Source organism: Gordonia hankookensis (assembly GCF_014673215.1).
GTDB lineage: Bacteria > Actinomycetota > Actinomycetes > Mycobacteriales > Mycobacteriaceae > Gordonia > Gordonia hankookensis.
The window spans coordinates 837,861-863,165 of sequence record NZ_JACWMS010000001.1 but is presented as its reverse complement, the minus strand read 5'-3'; the positions used below and the strand labels follow the sequence as shown (position 1 = coordinate 863,165).

The following is a 25,305-nucleotide window of genomic DNA, read 5'->3' as shown; positions in this document are numbered from 1 at the left end:
AGCAAACGGGTCCGACAGAAACCGCGCGCAGCAGGTCAGCGGTCGCCTCGGGCGATCGCGACGACCTCGTCCTCCGTCGGCGGGCTCTTCGGATGGTACGAGAGGCACAAGGGAGTCTGCGTTTTCGCGAACACTCCGCCGTCGAGTGCCGTGTAGAACACGCCCGTCGACAGTCGTCCGACATCCGGGATGACACTGCCCTTGGTCTTCGCGATCGCCTGGGCCGCGGAGATCTGGGCGGGGGAGTTGAGGAGGCCGAAGAACTGCGTCGACGCGTTGCCGGGGATCTTGTTGTCCAGGCCCTTCGGCGCCTGGGTGGCGAAGACCAGACCAAGACCGTACTTACGGGCCTGGGAGACCAGGGCGAGGGTGCTCTGGCTGCACGGGGTCGTCCGATCCGACGGCGCATAGTTCTGCGCCTCGTCCATCACGAAGAGTCCGCCGAGCGGTAGCTGTGCCGCCGGGTTCTTCTTGATCCACGCGAACAAGGCCATCTGCAGCTCGTTGACGAAGTTGTTGCGCTTGTCGTCGCTGCTCAGTGCCGCGAGGTTGATCACCGACACCCGGGCCCGGAAGCCCGGCGACGGCGTGAGCAGCAGGCCGGGGTCCGCCGGGACGCCGTGCCCGCCGAACATCGGGTCGTTCGCGCGTGCCGCCTTCAGGTTCTCGGCGATCTCACCGGCGAACTTGCGCGCGTTCATCAGTCCGCTCACGTCGTCCGGCAGATCGGCCAGCACGTCGATGAAGTCGGCGATCGCACCGCCGCCCTGTCTGCCGAAGTACCGGAGTGCATCGTGCAGGACCGCGCGCGACTGCACCGACTTGGCGGTCTTGCCTGCCACCATGGCTCGGGGGATGAGACCGGCCGCGGCGGATTCGACCGCGGCGGTGAACTCGTCCGGGTCATCGAGGACACCCGCGAAATCCGGCAGCGGACGAAAGCTCAGCGGTCTCCCGTTGCTCCGGCCGGGGGTGAACACCACGACCTCGGTGCCTGCGAGGTAATCGGCAGCCTTGCGCTCGTCGCCGGTGTGCCAGTCGCGGGTCCCCTGCGGCCACGCCGTACCCAGCCGCGCGAGGTCGTTGTTCACATCGAGCACGATCGACGAGACGCCCTGCAGGGCAGCCTCTTCGACGATCCGGCGGATCAGCACGGTCTTCCCCGAACCCGAACCCGCGAAGATTGCGGTGTGCTTGCGGAGGGCTTCGAGGCCGATGTGCACGGGACGGCCGTCGCCGACCACGGTCCCGAGCGGGATGGCGGTGCCGTCCGGTGACGTCGCGCGGGTCTGCTGCGTCACTCCCGCACCCGTTTCCCCCGAAACCTCTGGGGCCGAGCTCTTTACGGTGGAGAAGGCGCCGAGGACCACGTTCTGGGCTATTTCGCTGAGCGCGGGAACGGCGTAGCGGTCGACAGGGCGGGACGATTCCGGTGCGGTCCAGCCGCGAGGGCCATCGGGCCGTACGGCAGCGGTGGGGGTCGGGACGACATCCAGGGTGGGCGGCGCTGCGTCGACGGCCGGCTCGAGGATCTCCTTGATGAAGCCGACGCGGGCCGCGGGGTTGCGTCGCGCGATCCACTCGGTGAGGAATTCCGAACGCTCCGAACGTATCCGGGCCAACGCGGAGAGGACGCGGATGTCCTCATCGGTCCAGGAGATCACTCGGCCACCGCGTTGCTCGAACTCGGCCACCATCTCCTGGGTCCTGGCGCCCGACGGCCAGGGTTCACGTCGGAGGACGATGAGTGCACGGGCCGCAGTCCCGAGAGAGAGTCCGGCCGCTGTCGTCGCGTTGGCGAGTCGGGCCTGCACTGCGCGGTGATGGGTGGCCGAGAGTCCACGAAACGCCCACGACTGCTCGGCGTCGGTATCCGGATCGAGGATACGTCGGATGCGCCCGTGCAGAACGGCTTTGGGGCTGGGCTTCGGATCCTGTTTGAAGGCCGTCCCGGCGTCTCCGAGTGCCTCGATCCACGAGGCCAGTCCCGCCTGGAGTAATGGCGGGACGACGCGATCCTCGCTCTGTGGGGCCACAGCCGGCGCCGGGTCGGTGGCATCGAGCAGTTCGTCGAAACGCCGATCGAGCTGCGCGAGCGCGGGATTCTCGTCCGACTGCGAGGTGTACTCGGGCTGTTGATCGGCGGTCAGCGACGTCATCTCGGTGAAGGTGTCGGCGCGCAGGCAGGCGCCGATGTGACGGTCCGCGGTGCGCATCAGTTCGCGGGGAGTGAAATCCACCGATGCCACGAGCGCCCGGTCGGTGACCGGCCACGTGGGGTAAGGAGGGCGGAAGCCGACCTCGGCGAAGCATGGTGCAAAACGTTTGGCGAGCAGGGCGCGTCCGAAGTCGGCGGTCGAGGGCCGTTGTAGGTTGGGTGGCTGACGGAACCGGTCCGTCGCCGACGCCATGACCCGGTTTTCCAGATAGTCCCAGGCGGCCGTGATACACGAGACCACCGCCGCCGTACGGCTCATCGTCTCGCGGATGGACATGAGGCCGTGGGCGACCTTCTCGACTGCGTTCTCGTCGTGCCGGTTCTCCGACTTCGCGGCCTCGATGAGCGTGTCGATCTGGTCGATGGCCAGTACCGACGCGTTGTCGAAGGCGATGATCCGGGAGATGTTCTCGACGATCTCGTGGTAGCCGAGCCGGGCGTTGCGGATACCCCAGACGGCCAACTCCTGCCCGTCGTCGACGTCGAGGTGCAGAAACGCCTCGCCGAGATCCTTGGTGGCGAAGTCGTCCGCCTCGGTCAGCACGAGCGCGCGCAGGATGTGCTGGGATCTGCGGCGGTGTCGCGAGTGTTTGGTGTACACCGACGTGATGAAGCGGTCGAGGATCTCGGGGGTCACCTCGGTGGTGCCGGTCACGGCGTCCAGATCGGCCGCCGCGACCCCGGTGTCGCGGCCGAGTTGATCGAGGAGCTGGGCGAGTTGGGATCGGTGGGTCGGAGTGGGCCGACTCAGATCCTCGAGCATGGCGACCAGAACCGAACGCCAGAAATCCTCGCCGTCCAGGAGTTTGACGAGGAAGAAGTATCCGCCCGCCGCCTGGACACGTTCGCGGACCTGGCCGAGCAGGTGGGTCTTGCCCGCACCTGCCGGTCCCCGCACGGCCACACCGAGCGGACTCGCGCCGCTGCTGCGTCTGGCGTCGTCGAAGGCACGGATGATCTCGTCCACGGTTGGCTCGTGCAATCCCCGGACATGCAGTGGCGCCTGCGATCCCCAGACGTCGTCCGGGGTGGCGGCCCAATCGAGTCGGATCGATTCGAGCGCTTGCCGGGTGGGTTCGTCCATCAGAGGTCCTCGATCGCGAAGAGGTGACACAGCTGGGTGCCGACCCGCACCGCGGCCGACCTGTCGGCGTCGGTCAGCAGCATCTGATCCTCCTGCGGGATGAGACTCACCCCCGGTCGCCTCTGCAGGCGGACGAGGGCGTCGTCGAGCTCGGCCGCCTCGACATCGGGGAGAGCGGCCCGCAGCGTGGTCATCGCCACCCAGGCGCCGGGCCCGCGCGCCGAGTGCGTATAGGCGGCACGAATCCGGCGGTCGACGTCGTCGTCGGGCGCGATGGGTGCTGCCGGGGGCGCGACGGGTACCGGTACGGGAGGCGATGCGGGAGGTCGGAACACCTCGTGCAGGCGCAGGTCGTCGGCGACGAGGTACCGCCCGATGCTCGCCATCACCGCATACAGCGCACGAATCGGCGGCTGCGCGCCCTTGGGCGGTGTCTCGTCGAGTTCTCTTGCACACCAAGCCCACCCGCGATCGGTCAGGCTGTGCACGTAGCTGTTGCGTGGTCCCTTCGCCGATTCGATGAGGCCCAGGTCGATGAGCTTCTGCCGGCTCGGGCGGGTCAGTTCGGGCGCGAGGGTCCGGAGTTCCGGGTTCGACACATCTCGTGCCTGCGACATCAGCACGAACAACACAGCGCTCTGCGACGGCGTCAGTGGATGGTGTTCCAACGTCAGTGGCTCCTCGAGGCGGCCGGCGGCATGGGTGCGGCGGTCATCGTTGAGGAATATATCGGTCCGCGCCGACCGCGGCTCGGGTCGAGGGGCCCGAGGATGCGCCACCGCGGTATCGCGGTGTCATCTCGTGCGGCCGACCTGGATGGATGTCGGCCGCACGAGATGAGATCGAGGGAATGTGAACGCGCGCGTCACACGGTGGACTGCGGCACCGGCTTGCGCTTGATCCCGAACAGCGTGAACAGCGCGGCGCCGGTCGCGAAGACGACGAGTAGCGTCAGTCCGATGGTGTAACTGTGTTCGGCAGCGTTGTAGGTCGCGCCCATCACCATCGGCGGGAAGAAGCCGCCCATCCCGCCGGCGGCGCCGACGATGCCGGTCACCGATCCGACGCGTTCGGGGGGCGCGGCCTGCGCCACCCAGGCGAACACCGAGCCCGACCCGAGGCCCATACAGGCCGCCATCAACACGAAGTTGATGCCGGCGGGGATTTCCAGCGGCGGCTCGGTGATCATCCAGATCGCCAGCACCGCGGCGCCGGCACAGGAGATGAACGTGATCGCGCGGGGGCCGAAACGATCGGAGAGCACACCGCCGATCGGCCGGGCGATCACGGCCGCGACGGCGAATCCGGCGGTACGGGTTCCCGCGGCCTGCAGGTCGAAGTCGTAGATGTCCTTGAGGTACGTCGGCAGATAGGTGGAGAAGGCGACGAAACCACCGAAGGTGGCCGCGTACAGCAACGACATCTGCCAGGTGATCGGCAGTTTCACGGCGGCGACGAGCTTGGGTGTCACCGCCGCACGGTTCGGCTGCCATCCGGAGGAGTCGTGCATGAACATCCAGACGAGGGCGGCAACCACCACGAGTGCGATCGCGATGATCACGTGGGTGGTGACGTACCCGAACCAGCTCACGAACCGGGGCGTGAAGAACGCCGACAGCGCTGTCCCGCCCATCCCTGCCCCGAAGATGCCGGTGGCGAAACCGCGTTTCGACGGCTCGTACCAGGCGTTCACGAACGGGATGCCGACGGCGAAGGTGGTGCCGGCGATGCCGAGGAAGAACCCGACGATGAGCATCATCGGGTACGAACCGAGTTCGCCTGCCACTGCGACGAGTACGACGAAGGGTGCGGTCGCCACGAGGAGGACGGGGAACATCAGACGCCCACCGAATCGGTCGGTGAGGGCCCCGGTGAGGATGCGCCCGAGTGAGCCGACGACGATGGGGATGGCCACCAGCACGGATTTCTGCGTGGACGACAGGTCGAGATCCTGGGCATACCGGACGCCGAGCGGCGCGATCAGGTTCCAGGCCCAGAAGCTGATGCAGAAGGCCAGCGTCGCGAGTGCGAGGTTGCGCGTCTGGCCGGCGCGTAGTGCAGCAGGCGTCGGTGTGGTGATGGTCATCGCTGGCGATCCTTTGTTCCGACGGGCGCCCAACCGGGCCGGGACGTACGACTACCGGGAGCTCGCGCAGCGTCTCGGCTCCGATAGACGATGTAGGGCCGGAAGAGGTAGTGCACCGGCGCGGTGAAGGCGTGGACGAGGCGCGTGAACGGCACCATCGCGAACACGAGCATCCCGACGAGGACGTGGATGTGGAAGCGCAGGGGTGCCTCGCTCATCGCGTGGACGTCGGGTTGCAGGTAGAAGATGGAGCGGAACCACGGTGCCACCGTTTCGCGGTAGTTCACTCCCTCGGCGCCCGGAACGGTGCCGATCAGCGTGATGAAGAGACCGAGGACCAGCGCGGCCGTCAGAACCACGTACATCACCTTGTCGTTGGTGGTCGTGGCCATGAAGACCGGGCCGGAGCGTCGCCGTCGGTAGATCAGGATGGACAGACCCCCGAGGGTGGCGATCCCGGCGATCAACCCGAAGAGCGCCGCGGTGATGTGATACATGTCCTCGGACACACCGATCGCGTCGGTCCACGACTCCGGTATCACCAAACCCATTGCGTGCCCGATGATCACCACAAGGATTCCGAAATGGAAGAGAGGAGACCCGATACGCAACAGGCGCGACTCGTAGAGCTCCGACGAGCGTGTCGTCCAGCCGAACTTGTCGTAGCGGTACCGCCAGATCGTGCCGCCGATGAGCAGCAGCAGCGTCACGTACGGCAGCACACCCCACGCCACCACGTCCATGACCTCGTCACCTCGTTCCGGCGATCGGGAGGAGCCTGGGGTCGAACGGTTCGAGCCCGACCGACTCGGAGGGCGGTGGCGCCCCTTGCATCGCCATCACGGCGCGACGGTCCGCAGGCGACTCGCCGGGCAGGGTTGCGCACACGGCGGCGACGACGTCCGCGTACGGTGTCTGCCGATCGAGGAGCGACAGACGCAGGAGCTCGAGGGCGGGCCGATACTCCTGCAGCAGGCGGACTCCCGCCTGCGGGTCGACGCGGGCCGCGAACTCCAGGACGATCGGAAGGTGGTCGGGGAGTTCGCCCCGAAGGTCGACCAGAAAGCCACTGTCGCGGTAGTGCCGTTTGAATGCCCCGAGCTCTTCCCCGCGCCTGCGGGTGTCGCCTGCAGTCCAATACGACAGGTACAGTGTGTGTTTGCGGGACAGGTCGAAGAGGTCGATGTAGTTCTGCCGCAAGATCTTCGGCTCCGACTCCCGTAGATGCCCGACAAATGACCGGAGTCCGGTGATCGCGACGTCCGCGGGTTGCCGTCCGAGCGCGGCGTCGAGGAGCGGCACCATCGCCATCATCTCGTCGTCGGGGTACCCGAGACAGATCGACGCGCACTGGTGGATGATCGCCGGATCGGGCGTGCGGTGACGTGCGAATCTCATCGTCCCTCCGATCTGTGCGGGAACATGCCGTCGGGGACCCCGTTGCCATCCCAGTTGAGCAGGTTGGTCCGGCCCGACATGCTGTCCGACCCCGCTGCGGTGTCACTGGTCTGGCGTTGCCGCAGGGCATGGAAGGTCTCCACCGACACCGGTGCAGGCCGTCCGCTAGCCTCCCCGAACGCGGACGAGTCGAACATGCCGGGGCCCTCGTCGTAGTCGAGGGCGCATCCGATCTCCTCGAGCTCGTGCGCCTGCTCGAGATGAGCCGTCGGGATCACGTAGCGCTCTTCGTATTTCGCGATGGCCATCAGCCGGTACAGCTGGTAGATCTGCTCCTCGGACATGCCGACACGGGCAGGTATGGACGCATCGAGTTCGCGCCCGAGGGTGACATCGCGCATGTACGAACGCATCGCGGCCAGCTTCCGCAGGACGTCACCGATCACCGTTGTGTCGCCTGCGGTGAACAGTTCGGCCAGATAGTCGAGCGGGATACGCAGGGAGTCGATGGCGCCGAACAGGTTACGGTGATCTTCTGCATCATGTCCCTGTTCGGACAACAGGTCGACGATGGGGGACAGCGGCGGGACGTACCAGACCATCGGCATGGTGCGATATTCCGGATGCAGGGGCAGTGCGACGCGGTACTTCTTGGCGAGGGCGTACACGGGCGAACGTCGGGCGGCGTCGAGCCAGTCGTCCGGGATTCCTTCCGCTCGTGCCGCCGCGATCACGTCGGGGTCGTCGGGATCGAGCATCAGATCCAACTGTGCCTGGTAGAGGTCTTTGTCATCGGGCACCGACGCTGCGGCGGTCACCGCATCGGCATCGTAGAGGAACAGCCCGAGGTACCGCAGACGCCCCACACAGGTCTCGGAACAGACGGTTGGCAGTCCCACCTCGATACGCGGGTAGCAGAAGGTGCACTTCTCGGCCTTGCCGGACTTGTGATTGAAATAGATCTTCTTGTAAGGACATCCGGTGATGCACTGACGCCAGCCGCGGCAACGATCCTGGTCGACGAGGACGATCCCGTCCTCGGATCGCTTGTAGATCGCACCGGACGGGCAGGACGCCATACACGACGGATTGAGGCAGTGCTCGCAGATCCGCGGCAGATAGAACATGAACGTCTGTTCGAAGCTGAATGTGATCGCATCCTCGGACTCGCGGCGCAGCTTCTCGACGATGGGGTCGAGGGCGCCCATCTCCGGCGCACCGCCGAGGTTGTCGTCCCAATTGGCCGACCACGAGACCTTGGTGTCCGCGCCGGTGATGAGCGACTTGGGCCGGGCCACCGGGAAGTCGTCGCCGAGGGGTGCATCGACCAGGGTCTGGTAGTCGTAGGTCCACGGTTCGTAGTAGTCGTCGAGGGTCGGCTGCACGGGGCTGGCGAAGAGTGTCAACAGCTTCTGAAGCCGGCCGCCGGTGCGGAGCCGCAGGCGCCCCTTCTTGTCGAGGTGCCAACCTCCGCGCCACTTCTCCTGATCCTCGTGTCGACGCGGGTAACCCTGCCCGGGACGTGTCTCGACATTGTTGAACCAGACGTACTCGGTACCCGCACGGTTCGTCCACGCCTGCTTGCAGGTGACCGAACACGTGTGGCACCCGATGCACTTGTCGAGGTTCATCACCATGCCCATCTGGGCCATGACCCGCATCAGTACGTCACCTCCTGGTTGCGTTTGCGAATGGTCGAGACCATGTCGCGCTGATTGCCTGCCGGGCCCAGATAGTTGAAGGCGTAGGACAATTGCGCGTAGCCGCCGATCATGTGCGTCGGCTTGACGAGCAGACGTGTCACCGAATTGTGAATACCGCCGCGCCGTCCGGTCGCCTCGGACTTCGGTACATCGATGGTGCGCTCCTGCGCGTGATGGACGTAGCAGACGCCGTTCGGCATACGGTGACTCACGATCGCCCGGCACACCACCACGCCGTTCGCGTTGGTGCATTCGATCCAGTCGTTGTCGTGTACGTCGATGGACGCGGCGTCGTCGGGACTGAGCCACGCCGTCGGCCCGCCGCGCGAGAGCGAGAGCATGAACAGGTTGTCCTGGTACTCGGAGTGGATCGACCACTTGGAGTGCGGGGTCAGATAGCGGACGGTGATCTGCCGGTCGCCGTCGGGTCCGAGTCTCGGCTCGCCGAAGAGCCGGTGCATGTCCAGTGGCGGCCGATAGATCGGCAGTGACTCACCGATGTCGATCATCCAATCGTGATCGAGGTAGAAGTGCATCCGGCCGGTGAGGGTGTGAAAGGGCTTGAGCCGCTCGATGTTCACCGTGAACGGCGCGTAGCGTCGCCCACCGGTCTCCGATCCGGACCACTCGGGCGAGGTGATCACCGGCACCGGGGCCTGCTGTGTGTCGGCGAACCGGATGCGTTTCTCCTCGGACCCACGAGCTAGATCGTCGAGCAGGAAACCGACCCGTCGCTGGAGGGTGCGGAAACCCTGCACGGCGAGTTCGCCGTTGGTGGTCCCGGACAGCGTCAGGATCGCCTCGGCGAGTTTGGCGTCCGTGTCGATCGCCGGACGTCCGTCGCCTGCGCCGCCGAGCATGACCCCGTTGGACTCGGCGAGCTTGCGGGTCTGATCGGTGAGCTCGTAGGTCACGTTCTTCACCGTGAATCCCAACGAATCGGCGAGCGGGCCGACGGTGCCGAGTTTGTCCGCGATGGCCGTGTAGTCACGCTCCACCACACTGAAGTTCGGCATGTTGCGTCCTGGACGGGCGGGCACCGCCCCGTCGGAACCCCACCAGTCGGCCACCCGCCCATGCGGTTGGGCGGTCTCACCGGGGGTGTCGTGCTGGAGCGGCACACTCACCAGATCGCGACGCACGCCGAGATGGGTACGCGCCAGATCCGAGAACTTCGTGGCGAGCAGATGGAACATGTCGAAGTCGGTCTTCGCCTCCCACGGCGGGTCGATCGCAGGCGAGAAGGCATGCACGAACGGATGCATGTCCGTGGACGAGAGGTCGTGCTTCTCGTACCAGGTCGCCGCCGGGAACACGACATCGGAGAGCAAAGTGGTCGATGTCATGCGGAAATCGGCCGACATCAGCAGGTCGAGCTTGCCCTCCGGTGCCTCGTCGCGCCACACCACGTCGCGCGGACGCGGAGCATCGGGGTTCTCCGTGCCGAGCACATTGTGATGGGTGCCGAGCAGATGACGGAGGAAGTACTCGTTGCCCTTCGCAGACGATCCCATCAGGTTCGAGCGCCACAGCACCAGGGTGCGGGGCCAGTTCTCGGCTGCGTCGATGTCGGAGATCGCCGGGGTCAGGCCGCCCGACGTCAGCTCGCGCGCCACATAGCTGCCGATGTTCTCCGCATCGCCGCGATCGACCGCGGACTGGGCCGACTCGGCGATGTCGAGGGGATTGCTCGAGAACTGCGGGTAGAAGGGCATCCACCCGAGCCGAGCCGATTGTGCGATCGTGTCGGCGGTGTGCTGGTGGTCGAGAACCCCGCGGGACAGCGGGGAGGTCAGAGAGGCGGCCGAATACCCGTCGTTGCGCCACTGGTCGGTGTGCATGTACCAGTACGACGTGCCGGTCATCGTGCGGGGCGGCCGGGTCCAGTCGAGCCCGTTGGCGAGGGAGATCCAGCCGGTGATGGGACGGCACTTCTCCTGCCCGACATAGTGCGCCCACCCCCCGCCGTTGCGGCCCATGCAGCCGGTGAGGATCAACAACGACAGGATCGACCGGTAGGTGGCGTCGCCATGGAACCACTGGCAGATGCCCGCGCCCATGATGATCATCGACCGGCCTTCGGATTCATCGGCGTTGGTGGCGAATTCGCGTGCGATCCGGATGGCCGCCTCGGCCGGGACGCTGGTGATCTCGGCCTGCCATGCAGGTGTGTACGGGGTCTCGACGTCGTCGTAGCCGCTGGGCCAGTCGCCGGGCAGTCCGTCACGCCCCACGCCGTACTGCGCGAGCATGAGGTCGAACACGGTGGTGACGAGGTGACCACCGACACGGACCGCCGGCACGCCACGGTGCACGACCGAACCGCTGCCGTCCGGGGCGTCGAACGCCGGGAAACTCACCGGCACGGCCTCGGCGGAATCACCGTGCAGCGTGAGCGCCGGGACGACTCCGTCGAGGTCGAGATTCCACTGTCCGACACCGGAGTCGGCATAGCGAAAACCCATGGAACCGTTGGGCACCACCGGCTGTCCGGTCGCCTCGTCGAGGATCACCGTCTTCCAGACGTCCTCCTCGGCAGCGCTCGTCGCGTCGCCCACTTCGTCGGCGGTCAGGAACTTGCCCGGTACGTAGCCCTGTGCCCGGTCACCGTCACGTTCCTCGAGGTGGATCAGGAAGGGCAGGTCGGTGTAGGTGCGCACGTACTCGTCGAAGAACGGGGTACGTTTGCGCACAAAGAATTCCGTGAGGATCACGTGCCCCATCGCCATGGCGAGCGCGGCATCGGTGCCCGCCTGGGCAGGTAGCCACTCGTCGGCGAATTTGGTGTTGTCGGCGTAATCCGGGCTGACCGTGACGATCTTGGTGCCCCGATAGCGGACCTCTGCCATCCAGTGCGCGTCCGGCGTCCGGGTGACGGGCACGTTCGAGCCCCACATCATCAGATACGTTGCATCCCACCAGTCGCCCGATTCCGGGACGTCGGTCTGGTCGCCGAACACCTGCGGGCTGGCGACCGGGAGGTCGGCGTACCAGTCGTAGAACGACGTCATCACGCCGCCGATCAGCTGGATGAATCGTGTTCCCACGCAATGGGAGACCATCGACATCGCCGGGATGGGGGAGAAGCCGGCACAACGGTCGGGTCCGTAGGTCTTGATGGTGTGCACATGGGCGGCGGCCGCGATCTCGATCGCCTCGTCCCACGTGACCCGCACCAGGCCACCCTTGCCGCGCGCCTGTTGATAGGACCGACGCCGCATCGGATCCCCGACCACGTCGGCCCACGCGAGGACCGGGTCCCCCAGCCGGGCTCGCGCTTCCCGGAACATCTCCACCAGCACGCCGCGTGCGTAGGGATAGCGCACGCGGGTGGGGGAATACGTGTACCACGAGAACGCCGCGCCGCGTGGGCATCCGCGGGGTTCGTACTCGGGTCGATCGGGTCCTACCGACGGATAGTCGGTCTCCTGGGTTTCCCAGGTGATGATGCCGTCTTTGACGTAGACCTTCCAGGAACACGAGCCGGTGCAGTTGACCCCGTGGGTGGACCGCACGATCTTGTCGTGGCTCCACCGGTCACGATAGAAGACATCACCCGCCCGCCCGCCACGACGGAACACCGCACGGCCGTCGTCGCTCTCGTCCCACCGGGTGAAGAATCTGCCGACGTCCAGCAGAGCCTTCGCCGCTTCGCCGTCAACTCCGGATGATCGGCTCACACTCGAAAACCATACGGCCCTTCGGCCTCCGGGAAGTGAAATGCCGGAAATCGGTTGGTGACAATAGGTCTCTCAGTTCCGGCCACGCATCACTTCACAACTGGTGACGCCGGGTTGTGAGGTTGATGTCGAAACAGCGGCGATCGCGATCAACCCGTGATCACGGTCAGCAGGACGGCGGAGTCCTGCTGAGCCGTAAGTCCGTGTCGCTCCGGCGGAATGGCGAGGAGATCTCCGTCGACCCCCTCCCACTGCGCGTCCTTCGTCGAGAGGGTCACATGGCCCCGCAGAACCTGCAGGCTGGATTCGCCGGGGCTCTCATGATCGGTGAGGCCGTGACCGGCGACCAACGCGATGACGGTCTGTCGCAGGCGGTGATCGGCGCTGCCGTAGAGGGTGTGTGCCGCGCGACCGCTGCGGGCGGCATGGGCGGTGGTCAGGAGTCGGTCGACGAGTTCGGGAAGGCGGGTGGCGTCCATGTCATCAACTGTGGCAGCCCGGCGCCGGGTCACACGGTCAGTTGCAGAATCCGATCATCCCGCTCGTCGGGTCGTCCGCGGCCGTCGGTGTTGCTGGTACTGATCCACACCGAGCCATCGGGCGCGGCGGCGACCGCACGAAGGCGGCCGTGACGGCCGGTCAACATGGCCGTCGGTGGTCCTGCGGTATCGCCGTCGAGCGGCACCCGCCACAACCGGCGGCCACGCAGTGCGGCCACGTAGGCCGTGGTCCCGACGATGGCGAGTCCGGCAGGCGACGCCTCGTCCGTCGTCCAGGTCAACGCCGGGGCGATGAATCCCGGGTCGGCGGTGCCGCGCGTACGCATCGTGCGCCCTTCCATCTCCGGCCACCCGTAATTCCCGCCGCGCCGGATGAGGTTGAGCTCGTCCTCGTCGTCCTGACCGAATTCGCTTGCCCAGAGACGGCCTGCGCCGTCGAAGGCGAGTCCTTCCACGTTGCGGTGCCCGTACGACCAGATCTCGTTTCCGAACGGGTTGTCGGAGGGTGGGCGTCCGTCGGGGCCGAGCCGGAGGATCTTGCCGTTGAGCTCGCGCAGATCTTGCGCCACGTCGCGCTGCGCCGCATCGCCGACGGCGACGTAGAGGCGCCCGTCGGGACCGAACCCGATCGCCCCGCCGTGATGGTTGTAGGCGGCGCCGAGCCCCGTCAGCAACGGGCGGGCAGAGGTGACGCGGCGCCCGTCGAACTCCATCCGCACCAATCGGTTGTCGTCCTCGGAGGTGTAGTAGACGAACACTGCCGACTCGTCACCCGGTGCGATCGCGATGCCCTGCAGGCCGCCTTCGCCGCGCGGGGCCACGCCCGACACGTCACCGACGATCGCGACGGTTCCGTCAGGCGAGACGTGGGCGATGGTGGCGTCGTCGCGTTGGGTGACCAGTGCACTCCCGTCGCGAAGGAAGGCGATCGCCCACGGGACGTCGAGGCCGTCGGCGACGGTCGACACCCGGGGAGCTTCGGGACCGGGTCGGGCCGATGTCGGCGACGACATCGGTGTCGTCGGTGCGCGTTCGGTGCGGGCGCACGCCGCCAGCGACAGGCCCGCGACGGCCCCTGCGGTGAGGAACTGTCGCCGGTCCATTCCCCGATGGTGCCGGATATGCCCGGTCTGTGCAGGCAGCGCGCTCACCCGGTTCTGCCGAGCCACGTCGCTTCGGGCGGCTACCGTGGCGCGTCATGGACTCAAAGGCGATTGCGGCGGTGTGGGGCGAGGATCTGAGTGCGACGCTGCGTGCGCCGGATCTGGTCGAGGAGTGCGCGGCAGCGGGTGCGCGACGTCTGCAGGTCAACGTCGGCGACGATTCGGTCGCCGGTGCGATGCGCATCGACGAGCTCGATCCGCCGATCGATGCAGTCGTCAGTGTCTGGGCCGCGGATCTGGCCCCGGTGCTCGATGTGCTCGCCGGGCGGGTCGCGCGACTTGCCGCGTGGGAGGTCGATGAGCGCGCACCGCTGGATCCGGTACTCCCCGCCGACGGCACCCGGATAGAGGCGTTGAGCAACGTCGCGTTCCTCCGACGGCCCGGCGACCTCGCGCGCGGCGACTGGCTGCACCGGTGGCTTGACGAGCACACGCAGGTGGCCATCGACACCCAGGCGACCTTCGGGTACTACCAGAACATCGTCGGCCGACCACTGACCGCCGACGCCCCGGCGGTCGACGCCATCGTCGAGGAGCTGTTCCCGATGGCCGCCGTCTCCGACGTCCACGCCTTTTATGGAAGCGACGGTGAGCAGCAGGAACTCGAGCGCCGCATGACGCGGATGCTCGAGAGCGTCAGCCGATTCGGTGCGGACCGCCACCTCGATGTGGTGCCGACCTCGAGGTTCGACTTCGTGCTGGGGTGAGTGTGCGCGACGGCGTGGCGAGATCACCTGAGGCGGACCCGATCGCAGCGATTTGGGTCTGGCCAGCGAATTCTCTACACTAGAGCGGTTGCCTGCGCTCTGCGGTCTTCCCCGGGGCGCGCACGCCACAACCGAATAGTCTCCGGTGCCGGTGAAAAACCAAGGGCATCGGCGGCAAGAACCTTTACACAACTATCCGCTTCGTGGAAGGCCCACCGCAGGTCAGGGGATCAAAACCCCGGCAGGCGCTGTATGGGAACCGCTACGAGAAAGGTTGACGGTCAACCATGACCATGACTGACCCGATCGCAGACTTCTTGACACGTCTGCGCAACGCCAATTCGGCGTTCCACGACGAGGTGACCCTCCCGTCGTCGAAGATCAAGGTGAACATCGCCGAGATCCTGAAGCGCGAGGGCTACATCACCGACTACCGCACCGAGGATGCGGAGGTCGGCAAGAGCCTCGTCGTCTCCCTGAAGTACGGCCCCAGCCGTGAGCGCAGCATTGCCGGTCTGCGCCGCGTCTCCAAGCCCGGTCTTCGGGTGTATGCAAAGTCCACCAACCTGCCCAAGGTTCTCGGCGGCCTCGGCGTGGCGATCATCTCCACGTCTTCCGGCCTGCTCACCGACCGTCAGGCAGCCAACCAGGGCGTGGGCGGCGAAGTCCTCGCCTACGTCTGGTAGGGGAGTCCTCACATGTCGCGTATCGGTAAAAACCCCATCGAGATCCCCGCTGGTGTCGACGTCACGATCGACGGCCAGAACGTGAAGGTCAAGGGCCCCAAGGGCGAATTGAGCCTGACCGTGTCGGAGCCGATCACCATCGCCAAGGAAGACAACGCGGTCGTTGTCAGCCGGCCGAATGACGAGCGCCGCAGCCGTGCACTGCACGGTTTGAGCCGGTCGCTGGTGAACAACCTCGTCATCGGCGTCACGCAGGGCTACACCACGAAGATGGAGATCTTCGGTGTCGGCTACCGCGTGCAGGCCAAGGGCAGCGACCTCGAGTTCGCCCTCGGCTACAGCCACCCCGTGCCGATCGAGGCACCCGACGGCATCAGCTTCGCCGTCGAGTCGCCCACCAAGTTCTCGGTCTCGGGTATCGACAAGCAGCAAGTCGGCCAGATCTCGGCGAACATCCGCCGCCTGCGTCGTCCGGACCCCTACAAGGGCAAGGGCATTCGCTACGAGGGTGAGCAGATCCGTCGCAAGGTCGGAAAGACGGGTAAGTAAGCCATGACTGACACAGCAACCAAGAGCACCCGCAAGCCGCTCGGCCGGGACATCTCGACTCGTCGTCGCACCGCGACCACGAATCGTCACTTCCGCCTGCGCAAGAAGGTCAGCGGCACCCCGGAGCGTCCGCGTCTCGCGGTCAAGCGCAGCTCGCGCCACATCCACGTGCAGCTCATCGACGACCTGGCAGGCAAGACCCTGGCCGCGGCATCGTCGATCGAGGCAGACGTGCGTGCCGCCGGCGGCGACAAGTCCGCGCAGGCCCGCAAGGTCGGCGAGCTGATCGCCGCCCGCGCCAAGGCCGCCGGTGTCGAGGCCGTCGTGTTCGACCGTGGTGGCAAGGATTACCACGGCCGGATCGCCGCGCTCGCCGACGCCGCCCGCGAGGGAGGGTTGAGCTTCTGATGACCATCTACACCAGCACTACCGACATGACCGGAGGGGACCTCTGATGCCCGGACGTCAGCGTGACGGCGGAAACGGACCCGCCGGAAACGACAACAACTCGAACGCAGCAGGCGGCGGCAACGACCGTCGCGGTGGCGGCGGCCGTGGCCGCCGCGACGACCGTGGTGGTCGCGATCGCGAGGATCGCAACCAGCTCGAGCGCGTCGTCGCCATCAACCGTGTCTCCAAGGTGGTCAAGGGTGGACGTCGGTTCTCCTTCACCGCCCTCGTGGTCGTCGGCGACGGTCAGGGCATGGTCGGAGTCGGCTACGGCAAGGCCAAGGAAGTTCCTGCGGCCATCCAGAAGGGCGTCGAAGAGGCTCGCAAGAACTTCTTCCGCGTGCCCCTGATCGGCGGCACCGTGACCCACCCCGTGCAGGGTGAGGCCGCGGCAGGCGTCGTGATGCTCCGCCCGGCCAGCCCGGGTACCGGTGTGATCGCCGGTGGCGCGGTGCGTGCCGTGCTCGAGTGCGCGGGTGTGCACGATGTCCTCGCCAAGAGTCTCGGCAGTGACAATGCGATCAACGTGGTTCACGCCACCGTTGCCGCGCTGAAGATGCTGCAGCGCCCTGAAGAGGTCGCGGCACGTCGCGGGCTGTCGATCGAAGATGTTGCGCCTGCAGGCATGCTGCGTGCACGTGCGCTGAGTCAGGGAGCTAAGTGATGGCAGAGCTGAAGATCACCCAGATCAAGGGCACCATCGGTACCAAGAGCAACCAGCGTGACAGCCTGCGGACCCTCGGCCTGAAGGGCATCCGCAAGTCGGTCACCCGCGAGGACACCCCGATCAACCGCGGCCTCATCAACGTGGTTCGGCACCTCGTGACAGTCGAAGAGGTCAAGTAATGACAATCAAGCTCCATCATCTTCGCCCCGCTCCGGGCGCGAAGACAGACAAGACCCGTGTGGGTCGCGGTGAGGGGTCCAAGGGTAAGACCGCAGGCCGCGGCACCAAGGGCACCAAGGCCCGTAAGAACGTGCCCGCCGCGTTCGAGGGTGGCCAGATGCCGATCCACATGCGGTTGCCGAAGCTGAAGGGCTTCACCAATCGCAACCGGGTCGAGTACCAGGTCGTCAACGTCGGCGACATCGCCAAGCTGTTCCCGCAGGGCGGCACCATTGGGGTCGACGAGCTCGTCGCGGCCGGTGCGGTTCGCAAGAACCAGTTGGTCAAGGTGCTCGGCGACGGGGACCTGGGTGTCTCGGTCAACGTCACCGCCAACAAGTTCACGGCCTCGGCCAAGGAGAAGATCGCCGCTGCCGGAGGCAGCGTCACCGAACTCTGAGCCACATACCGTCGGCGGCGGGCAGCACAGAACGGAGCTGCCCGTCCGCCGACGGTTTCGGCGTCATGAGGCCATCGGACAAGGCGGACATCACCCCGTCGCGCTGACGAGGGCCGATGGCGTGACTGTTAGAGTTCAAGCGTTGTCTTGACGCTTCGATCAACGTCGATTGCCGAGCACGTGGGGGGACGTCCGAGTCCATCCGCGTGGTCGTTCCTAGGAGGAGTTAGTGTTTTCCCCCCTCGTCGCGGCCTTCCGGACGCCCGATCTGAGGAAGAAGATCCTCTTCGTCGTCGGCATCATCGTGCTGTATCGACTGGGTGCGACCATTCCTTCCCCCGGTGTCGACTACAAAGCCGTTCACGCGTGCATCGATGAGGTGTCGCACGGCAGCTCCGCCGACATCTATTCGTTGATCAGCATGTTCTCCGGCGGTGCGTTGTTGCAGCTGTCGGTGTTCGCGATCGGCATCATGCCGTACATCACCGCCAGCATCATCGTGCAGTTGCTGACCGTCGTCATCCCGCGCTTCGAGCAGTTGCGCAAGGAGGGCCAGTCCGGCCAGGCCAAGATGACGCAGTACACGCGCTATCTGACGGTTGCGCTCGCATTGCTGCAGTCGACCGGCATCGTGGCGCTCGCCGATCGTGGACAACTCCTCCAGGACTGCTCACAGGCCGATCAGATCCTCAACGACCAGTCCATCTTCGGCCTCGCGATCATCGTGCTGGTGATGACCGCCGGTGCCTGTGTGGTGATGTGGTTCGGCGAGCTCATCACCGAGCGGGGCATCGGCAACGGTATGTCGCTGCTGATCTTCGCCGGTATCGCCGCGCGCATCCCGTCCGAGGGCAAGATGATCCTCGATACCCGCGGCGGCCTGGTCTTCGGCCTCGTCTGTGTTGCGGCGCTGGTCATCGTCGCCGGTGTCGTGTTCATCGAGCAGGGCCAGCGGCGTATCCCGGTGCAGTACGCGAAGCGGATGGTCGGCCGCAAGATGTATGGCGGCTCGTCGACCTATCTACCGCTGAAGGTCAACCAGGCCGGCGTCATCCCGGTGATCTTCGCGTCCTCTCTGCTGTACCTGCCGCAGCTGATCCTGCAGTTGACGCAGAACTCGCAAGGTGAGCAGTCGACCTGGCAGCGCTACATCAGTCAGTACCTGACCGATCCAAGCAGCTGGGTCTACATCCTCGTCTACTTCCTGATGATCATCTTCTTCACGTACTTCTACGTGGCGGTGACCTTCAATCCGGAGGAACGCGCCGACGACATGAAGAAGTACGGCGGGTTCATCCCGGGCATCCGTCCCGGATCGCCGACCGCGGACTATCTCGGCTACGTGCTGAGCCGCATCACACTGCCGGGTTCGATCTACCTCGGTATCATCGCGGTACTGCCGAACCTGTTCCTGGAGATCGGGAACAGCGGCGGTGCCCAGAACCTGCCATTCGGGGGCACGGCCGTGTTGATCATGGTCGGTGTGGGTCTGGACACGATGAAGCAAGTCAACAGTCAACTGATGCAACGCAAGTACGAAGGGTTCCTCAAGTGAGACTCGTGATTCTCGGCCCCCCCGGCGCTGGCAAGGGCACTCAGGCGGAACTGCTGTCCGAGGCACTGGGCATCCCGCACATCTCCACCGGAGACCTCTTCCGTGCCAACATCTCCCAGGGGACCGCGGTCGGCATCGAGGCGAAGCGGTATCTCGACGCAGGCGACCTGGTGCCGTCCGAGATCACGGTCGACATGGTCCGTGCCCGCGCCGGCGAGCCCGATGCGGCGAAGGGGTTCATCCTCGACGGATTCCCGCGGTCGACCGAGCAGGCCGACGCGCTCAAGGACATCCTGGCCAATCTCGACACCTCGCTCGACGCCGTGCTCTCGTTCCAGGTCGATGCGGATGTCGTCGTCGACCGGATGCTCTCACGCGGTCGCGCCGACGACACCGAAGACGTGATCCGTAACCGGATGGCGGTCTACACCAAGGAGACCGCGCCGTTGCTCGAGTACTACGGCGAGCAGGTCAAGACCATCGACGCGGTCGGCGACGTGCAGGACGTGCATCAGCGCGTGCTGAGCGCGCTGGGCGCAGGCGTGTCCTGATCTCGCCCAACTGACGACAGAGATCGGTTGCGCCCATGGCTTTTCGCAAACCCAAGCCGGTTCCGTTCCGGACCTCCGGTGAGGTCGATGCCATGGCCGCGGCCGGTGCCGTCGTGGGCGCCGCCCTGGTCGCGGTACGCGCGGCCGCCGCGCCCGGCGTGACCACGCTCGACCTCGATCAGGTGGCCGAGACCGTCATCCGCGAGGCGGGCGCTGTCCCATCGTTCAAGGGCTATCACGGATTTCCTGGATCGATCTGCAGCTCCGTCAACGATGTCGTGGTGCATGGGATTCCGTCCGCCGACGTGATCCTCGCCGACGGCGATCTGGTGTCGATCGACTGTGGTGCGATTCTCGAGGGCTGGCATGGCGACTCCGCCTGGACCTTCGGTGTGGGTGAACTCTCCGAGGCCGACTCGGATCTCTCCGAGGCCACCAGACTCTCCATGGAAGCGGGGATCGCGGCCATGGTCGAGGGTGCGCGGCTGACCGACATCTCCCACGCGATCGAGTCGGGAACGGTTGCGGCGGAACAGAAGTTCGGCCGTTCGTTCGGGATCGTGTCAGGCTACGGCGGACACGGGATCGGTCGCGAGATGCATATGGAGCCCTTCCTGGCCAATGAGGGCAAACCGAATCGCGGACCGGTCCTGGTCATCGGATCGACACTGGCCATCGAGCCGATGCTCACGCTCGGCACCACCGAAACCTCTGTGCTGGAAGATGATTGGACCGTTGTCACCGATGACGGTTCGCGGTCGGCGCACTGGGAGCACACCGTCGCCGTGACAGCGGACGGTCCGAGGATCCTCACGACGCGTCTGGGGTGAACCGGTCTGCACCGTTGGCCACCGGCCCGGCTGCCGTGATGCGATCCGGGCGGGTGTAGATCACCAGCGACTCGCCGCGCACGAAGCCGACGAGGGTGATGCCGCGTTCCTCGGCGAGATCGGCGGCCAGCGATGACGGCGCCGAGACCGCGGAGAGCATCGGGATGCCGGCCATCGATGCCTTCTGCACCAGTTCGAAACTGGCACGACCGGAGACCTGCAGGATGTGACCTGTCAGGGGGAGCAGGTCGTGGAGCAACGCCCACCCGATGACCTTGTCGACGGCGTTGTGGCGTCCGACGTCTTCGCGTAGCACGAGTATCTGGCCCGTCCGGCCGTCGACGATGGCCGCAGCATGGAGTCCGCCCGTCTTGTCGAACACGGCCTGTCCGTCGCGAAGACGGTCCGGGAGCGCGAGGACGGTGGCGCTGTCGACGGTCAGGTCGTCGTCTGCCGGATCGAATGCCGAACGTGTCACGACCGAGTCGATGCTCGACTTCCCGCACAATCCGCAGGCGCTCGTGGTGAGGAAGTTCCGGGTGAGGGCGGCGTCCGGCTCGCCGACGTGGTCGGCGAGTGTGAGGTCGAGAACGTTGTATGTGTTGGTTCCGTCCTCGGTCGCGCCCGCACAGTAACGCGCGGTCCGGAGATCGTCGACGGCTGTGAGGAGCCCCTCGGACACCAGGAAACCCGCCGCGAGCTCCACGTCGTCGCCGGGCGTACGCATGGTGACGGCCAGCGACGAGCCGCCCACCCGGATCTCCAACGGTTCCTCGACGGCCAGTACGTCGGCACGGGTCGTGGGCGCCGCGCCGGCGCGGACTCTGGTCACCCGCCGTCGAGCGGTTATACGTCCCATCGAAGGTCAGGCTACTCCCGGGACGACCGACACCGGTGAGGGCGATGCGCCTCAGACCTCCAGGACGAGGGTCACCGGGCCGTCATTGACCAGCCGGACGTCCATGTCGGCACCGAAGGCGCCGGTGGCCACGGTTGCGCCGGCATCTCGAAGGGCGGTCGTGACGGCGTCGACCAGGGGTGCGGCGACCGGCCCGGGGGCCGCGGCGCTCCACGACGGCCTGCGTCCCTTGGCGGTGTTCGCGTAGAGGGTGAACTGGCTGATCACGAGAATCGGCGCGTTCACGTCCGCCGCTGACCGCTCGCGTCCCTCATCGCCTGCGTCGAGAATGCGCAGCCGCCAGATCTTGTCCGCGAGTCGTGCGGCGTGATCGGTCGTGTCGTCGTGGGTGACGCCGATGAGGGCGACGAGTCCCTGTCGGCCGGTGGGGAGGTCGAGCTCGCCGATCGTCTGCCCGTCGACGGACACGGATGCCTCGGTGACTCGCTGGACCACAGCACGCATGCGCACCAGGGTGCCATGTCGGACCCGATCACCGTGACGGCAGACCCTGACCGCCGAGGTGTCGCCGCAGTTCGTCTCGCCCCTTCAGGCTCTGCCGGTCGGCGAGACGCGCGAGCACCGCATCGATCCAGCCGGCCGTCCTGCTGTGTTCCTCGTTATAGGACCGTAGGCGTCCGTCGTAGTCGTCGACGCCGGCGTCCCGTTTCGCGTCGTACGTCTCGTGGTGGACCACGACGCTCTGCGGCAGCCGTGGTTTGATCCCGGCCGACTCGGTCGGATCGGGCGATCCGACCGCGAGCCCGAACGTCGCGAACACCTGGTCGGGCAGCGCCAGCTCGGCGGCGATCTGGTCGGGGTGGTTGCGGAACGCCCCGACAAATGTCGCGCCGAGGCCCAGTGATTCGGCCGCCACGACGGCGTTCTGGGCTGCGAGCGTCGCGTCGACGAACCCGAGGATCGTCGTCTCGAGGTAATCCGACGCCCCGAGAACCGATCGGCGTCCCGCTGCCAATCGTGTGGCCCGCCCGATGTCGGCGAGCCACACCAGGATCAGGGGAGCGCACCGGACGAACTCCTGTCCGCCTGCCAGATCGGCAAGTCGGCTCCGGCGTGCGTCATCCCGGACGGCGATCACGCTCCACGCCTGCAGGTTCGACGATGTGGACGCAGACTGTGCGGCCGCGATGATCGACGTGAGCTGATCATCGGAGACCGGGGCGTCGAGGAAGGCGCGTACCGATCGATGGGCGAGCTGCAGATCGATGGTCGGCGACCGCAGCCGCAGCGACGTCACCTCCGGATCGCGATAGCGCGCTCGGATGAGGTCGTCGGTGTGAACGGCTGCCGTGGTCGTGGACGCGTGTGAGGTCACGATTCTCCTGTCGCGGACGTGGTGGGATGAACGGGTTCGGTGGGGTGCGCGGGTGTGGGGCGCGACCGTCGAGGGAGGTAGGTCGCGAAGACGCCACCACCGGCGGCGGCCACTGCGCCGAGCACTGCCGCGCCCGGGCCAAGGCCGGCGACCGCGGCAACGCCTGCCAGCGCCGCCGGACCGGCGCAGGCGCCTGCGTCGTGCATCAGTCGCCACGCCGACAAGAACTGCGCCCGCGCGTCCGGTGGCGCGATATCGGTACCGATCGTCATGACCAGTCCGTTGGTCAACCCGTTCGCCAGACCGAGAGTGACGGCGAGCGCACCGATCCACCCGACGGTCGTTGCCGCGGGCAGCGCGATCAGCGATCCGGCGAACAACGACATCGCCGGGAGCGCCGTCGCGCGTCGACCGAAGCGGTCCATCACGATCCCGGCGGGGTAGGACACCGCGACATCCACGGCGCCGGCCACACCGAAGAGCAGCGCGATGACCGGACCCGGGACCCCGACGTGATCGGCCCACAGTGGCAGGACGACGAGCCGGGAGGCCCGGAGCGCGCCGAGCGCGCAGGCCCCCGCACCGAGAGTGCACAGTGGACGCCGTTGCGCCATCAGCACCGATGACAACGAGAGATCCTGCGACGAAGGGGGATCGGCCCTGGGATCGTCGGGCAGGGTGGCCATCAGCACGCCTGCCACGACGACGGTGACGAGTTGGACGGCGAACGCGCCGGTGAAATGCCATTGGCTGACCGCCGCTGCGCCGATGAACGGTCCGACGAAGTTGCCCAGCCGGTGCATGCCTGCCATCGCCGAGATCGCCCGACCCCGGTGTGAGGGTGGGACCGCCACCGAGAGATATGACTGACGTGCCAGCCCCCACACGGCCTGCGCGAGACCCACGAGCAGTACGCCGGCGACGAGAACCGCGAGCGTGACGTCGGCGAGGCAGAATGCCACCCCGGCTACTCCGATCAGGCTGGCGACCGTGATCGCACCCCGTTCGCCGATCGCCACCACCAGACGCCCGGCGGGCAGATCGGCGAGGACCGTCCCGAGACCGCCCGCCGCGGTCACCAACCCGGCGACCGCGACCGAGGCGCCGTGGTCGAGAGCCACGAGCGGGATGATCGGTGCGGTGGCCCCGATCCCGGCCCCGAGTAGGGCGCTGGGCACGTGGACGTGCAGCAGCAGACCCGCCGGGCCTGCGTTCCCCGTGGCGATCGGATGTGTTGTGGCGCTGGTGTTCGCGACCTGTCTCAACTCGCGTGTGAGCCGACGCGGTCACCGGCGAACTGGCTCGCCGGCCGGGGGAGACCGAGGTGCTCCCGCAGGGTGGTGCCGGTGTACTCGGTACGGAAGATGCCGCGTTCCCGCAATAGCGGGACGACGGTGTCGGTGAACACCTCGAGTCCGCCCGGGTAATACGGCGGCATCACGTTGAATCCGTCTGCGGCACCGCTGGTGAACCACTCCTCGATCGTGTCCGCGATCTGCTCCGGGGTACCGGCCACGACGCGGTGGCCGCGGGCGCCGGCCAGGCGGTGGAGAAGTTGTCGGACAGTTGGCTTCTCGCGGGCGACGATGCCGGCCACCACCTGCTTGCGGCTGCGTTTGTTGTCGGTGACGTCGCCGGCATCGCCGAAGATGTCCTCGGGGACGGAGGCGTCGAGATCGATCTCCGAGAGGTCGACCTGGGTGATGCCACGTAGCTGGAAGAGGCCGTAGGCGGGTACCGTCAGCTCGTTGAACTCCTGCTCGAGCTCCCGGGCGCCCCGTTCGGTGTCGGCGATGAACGGACTGATGCCGGGCAGGATCTTGACATGATCCGGATTTCGTCCCAATGCCTTTGCACGAGAGCGTATATCGGCATAGAAGGCTTGTGCGTGGTCGAGGGTCTGGTGTGCGGTGAAGATGGCCTCGGCGTACTGGGCCGCGAACGCCCGGCCGTCGTTGGAGGCGCCCGCCTGGACCAGGACCGGATGCCCCTGCGGCGAGCGAGGTGCGTTGAACGGACCACGGACCTGTAGATGTTTGCCGACGAACTCGGCCCGGTGGATCTTGTCGGTATCGGCGTAAAGGCCTGCGTCGCGGTCGAGGACGACGGCGTCGTCCTCCCAGCTGTCCCACAGACGCACGGTGGCATCGACGAACTCACGGGCGCGCTCGTAGCGGATCGAGGGATCGGGATGTGCTGGTAGTCCGAAGTTCTCCGCTGCGGCCTCGCTCGACGTGGTGACGATGTTCCATCCGGCGCGACCCTGGGAGAGGAAATCGAGGGTCGAGAACAGGCGTGCGAGATTGTAGGGCTCGTAGTAGGTCGTGGACGCGGTGGCGATCAGGCCGATGCGGTCGGTCGCGGCCGCCACGCTCGAGAGCAGCGCGATCGGTTCGAGTCTGCCTGCCGCGTTGTACCGCGCCTCGCTGCGCAGCGCCGGTCCGTCGGCGAAGAAGATGCCGTCGAACTTGGCTGCCTCCGCGGTCTTCGCGATCTGCTGATAGTAGTCGGCATCGAAGACGCGTTCGGGCTGGGTCAGCGGATGGCGCCACGCTGCCTCGTGATGGCCTGCCGGGTAGATGAAGGCGTTGAGATGCAGCTGGCGGGTCGGTTGTGAACTCATGG

General features: G+C 66.6%; 24 protein-coding genes. 10 read left to right on the top strand and 14 right to left on the bottom strand.

Features of this window, described 5'->3' with window-relative positions:
* Positions 1–35 precede the first annotated feature (35 nt).
* The 9 genes from IDF66_RS04125 to IDF66_RS04085 all read right to left on the bottom strand — a co-directional run bounded on the left by IDF66_RS04125 (position 36) and on the right by IDF66_RS04085 (position 13,772).
* Positions 36–3,302: a helicase HerA domain-containing protein gene (locus IDF66_RS04125; protein ID WP_190265805.1), complete on the bottom strand. Its 3,267-nt coding sequence runs from the start codon at positions 3,300–3,302 to the stop codon at positions 36–38.
* Positions 3,302–4,081 (bottom strand): MarR family transcriptional regulator, encoded by a 780-nt coding sequence (locus IDF66_RS04120; protein WP_317628583.1) that lies wholly within the window; start codon positions 4,079–4,081, stop codon positions 3,302–3,304. Before IDF66_RS04120 ends, IDF66_RS04125 begins: the two co-directional genes overlap by 1 nt.
* Before the next feature lie 86 nt (positions 4,082–4,167).
* Positions 4,168–5,388: a nitrate/nitrite transporter gene (locus IDF66_RS04115; RefSeq protein ID WP_190265804.1), complete on the bottom strand. Its 1,221-nt coding sequence runs from the start codon at positions 5,386–5,388 to the stop codon at positions 4,168–4,170.
* Positions 5,385–6,131: a respiratory nitrate reductase subunit gamma gene (gene narI / locus IDF66_RS04110; RefSeq protein WP_190265803.1), complete on the bottom strand. Its 747-nt coding sequence runs from the start codon at positions 6,129–6,131 to the stop codon at positions 5,385–5,387. The genes IDF66_RS04115 and narI overlap by 4 nt, the downstream gene beginning before the upstream one ends.
* Before the next feature lie 7 nt (positions 6,132–6,138).
* Positions 6,139–6,786, bottom strand: a complete 648-nt coding sequence (gene narJ / locus IDF66_RS04105; protein ID WP_164308709.1) for a nitrate reductase molybdenum cofactor assembly chaperone — start codon at positions 6,784–6,786, stop codon at positions 6,139–6,141.
* Positions 6,783–8,447, bottom strand: coding sequence for a nitrate reductase subunit beta (gene narH / locus IDF66_RS04100; protein ID WP_164308710.1), 1,665 nt, complete (start codon positions 8,445–8,447; stop codon positions 6,783–6,785). The genes narJ and narH overlap by 4 nt, the downstream gene beginning before the upstream one ends.
* Positions 8,447–12,169 (bottom strand): nitrate reductase subunit alpha, encoded by a 3,723-nt coding sequence (locus IDF66_RS04095; protein ID WP_190265802.1) that lies wholly within the window; start codon positions 12,167–12,169, stop codon positions 8,447–8,449. Before IDF66_RS04095 ends, narH begins: the two co-directional genes overlap by 1 nt.
* 149 nt (positions 12,170–12,318) lie before the next feature.
* On the bottom strand, positions 12,319–12,648 hold the full coding sequence (locus IDF66_RS04090) for a cupin domain-containing protein (RefSeq protein WP_164308712.1): 330 nt from the start codon (positions 12,646–12,648) through the stop codon (positions 12,319–12,321).
* A 29-nt stretch (positions 12,649–12,677) separates the two neighbouring features.
* Positions 12,678–13,772 carry a PQQ-dependent sugar dehydrogenase gene (locus tag IDF66_RS04085; protein ID WP_190265801.1) on the bottom strand — a complete coding sequence of 365 codons (1,095 nt, stop codon included), beginning with the start codon at positions 13,770–13,772 and terminating at the stop codon, positions 12,678–12,680.
* A 95-nt stretch (positions 13,773–13,867) separates the two neighbouring features.
* On the opposite strand from IDF66_RS04085, the gene IDF66_RS04080 reads away from it, so the two are divergent.
* The 10 genes from IDF66_RS04080 (at position 13,868) to map (ending at position 20,446) form a co-directional block, all read left to right on the top strand.
* On the top strand, positions 13,868–14,539 hold the full coding sequence (locus IDF66_RS04080) for an EthD domain-containing protein (protein WP_190265800.1): 672 nt from the start codon (positions 13,868–13,870) through the stop codon (positions 14,537–14,539).
* Positions 14,540–14,826: 287 nt separating this feature from the next.
* The gene (gene rpsH / locus IDF66_RS04075; protein WP_161062103.1) at positions 14,827–15,225 is read left to right on the top strand and encodes a 30S ribosomal protein S8; all 399 of its coding nucleotides are present in this window, start codon (positions 14,827–14,829) and stop codon (positions 15,223–15,225) included.
* Between the two features lie 12 nt (positions 15,226–15,237).
* Positions 15,238–15,774, top strand: coding sequence for a 50S ribosomal protein L6 (gene rplF / locus IDF66_RS04070; RefSeq protein ID WP_164308715.1), 537 nt, complete (start codon positions 15,238–15,240; stop codon positions 15,772–15,774).
* A 3-nt stretch (positions 15,775–15,777) separates the two neighbouring features.
* Positions 15,778–16,182: a 50S ribosomal protein L18 gene (gene rplR / locus IDF66_RS04065; protein WP_164308716.1), complete on the top strand. Its 405-nt coding sequence runs from the start codon at positions 15,778–15,780 to the stop codon at positions 16,180–16,182.
* 46 nt (positions 16,183–16,228) lie between these two features.
* Positions 16,229–16,888: a 30S ribosomal protein S5 gene (rpsE, locus tag IDF66_RS04060; RefSeq protein ID WP_164308717.1), complete on the top strand. Its 660-nt coding sequence runs from the start codon at positions 16,229–16,231 to the stop codon at positions 16,886–16,888.
* The gene (gene rpmD, locus IDF66_RS04055; RefSeq protein WP_164308718.1) at positions 16,888–17,070 is read left to right on the top strand and encodes a 50S ribosomal protein L30; all 183 of its coding nucleotides are present in this window, start codon (positions 16,888–16,890) and stop codon (positions 17,068–17,070) included. The genes rpsE and rpmD overlap by 1 nt, the downstream gene beginning before the upstream one ends.
* A complete protein-coding gene (rplO, locus tag IDF66_RS04050; RefSeq protein WP_164308719.1) occupies positions 17,070–17,510 on the top strand; it encodes a 50S ribosomal protein L15 in 441 nt (146 codons plus the stop codon). The genes rpmD and rplO overlap by 1 nt, the downstream gene beginning before the upstream one ends.
* A gap of 229 nt (positions 17,511–17,739) precedes the next feature.
* Positions 17,740–19,065 carry a preprotein translocase subunit SecY gene (secY, locus tag IDF66_RS04045; RefSeq protein WP_164308720.1) on the top strand — a complete coding sequence of 442 codons (1,326 nt, stop codon included), beginning with the start codon at positions 17,740–17,742 and terminating at the stop codon, positions 19,063–19,065.
* A complete protein-coding gene (locus tag IDF66_RS04040; protein WP_164308721.1) occupies positions 19,062–19,616 on the top strand; it encodes an adenylate kinase in 555 nt (184 codons plus the stop codon). Before secY ends, IDF66_RS04040 begins: the two co-directional genes overlap by 4 nt.
* Positions 19,617–19,651: 35 nt before the next feature.
* Positions 19,652–20,446 carry a type I methionyl aminopeptidase gene (gene map / locus IDF66_RS04035; protein WP_190265799.1) on the top strand — a complete coding sequence of 265 codons (795 nt, stop codon included), beginning with the start codon at positions 19,652–19,654 and terminating at the stop codon, positions 20,444–20,446.
* Here map and fdhD read toward each other — a convergent pair.
* From fdhD to IDF66_RS04010, 5 genes are read right to left on the bottom strand one after another with little or no spacing between them, the layout of a single operon-like run.
* Positions 20,427–21,305 carry a formate dehydrogenase accessory sulfurtransferase FdhD gene (gene fdhD / locus IDF66_RS04030; RefSeq protein WP_190265798.1) on the bottom strand — a complete coding sequence of 293 codons (879 nt, stop codon included), beginning with the start codon at positions 21,303–21,305 and terminating at the stop codon, positions 20,427–20,429. The genes map and fdhD overlap by 20 nt on opposite strands.
* A gap of 51 nt (positions 21,306–21,356) precedes the next feature.
* Complete coding sequence (gene dtd / locus IDF66_RS04025) at positions 21,357–21,809, bottom strand: D-aminoacyl-tRNA deacylase (protein WP_190265797.1); 453 nt, start codon at positions 21,807–21,809, stop codon at positions 21,357–21,359.
* A 28-nt stretch (positions 21,810–21,837) separates the two neighbouring features.
* Positions 21,838–22,680, bottom strand: coding sequence for a nitroreductase family protein (locus tag IDF66_RS04020; RefSeq protein WP_317628582.1), 843 nt, complete (start codon positions 22,678–22,680; stop codon positions 21,838–21,840).
* Positions 22,677–23,945 carry an MFS transporter gene (locus IDF66_RS04015; RefSeq protein ID WP_190265796.1) on the bottom strand — a complete coding sequence of 423 codons (1,269 nt, stop codon included), beginning with the start codon at positions 23,943–23,945 and terminating at the stop codon, positions 22,677–22,679. The genes IDF66_RS04020 and IDF66_RS04015 overlap by 4 nt, the downstream gene beginning before the upstream one ends.
* The gene (locus tag IDF66_RS04010) at positions 23,942–25,303 is read right to left on the bottom strand and encodes an LLM class flavin-dependent oxidoreductase (protein ID WP_190265795.1); all 1,362 of its coding nucleotides are present in this window, start codon (positions 25,301–25,303) and stop codon (positions 23,942–23,944) included. Before IDF66_RS04010 ends, IDF66_RS04015 begins: the two co-directional genes overlap by 4 nt.
* Positions 25,304–25,305: the final 2 nt, after the last annotated feature.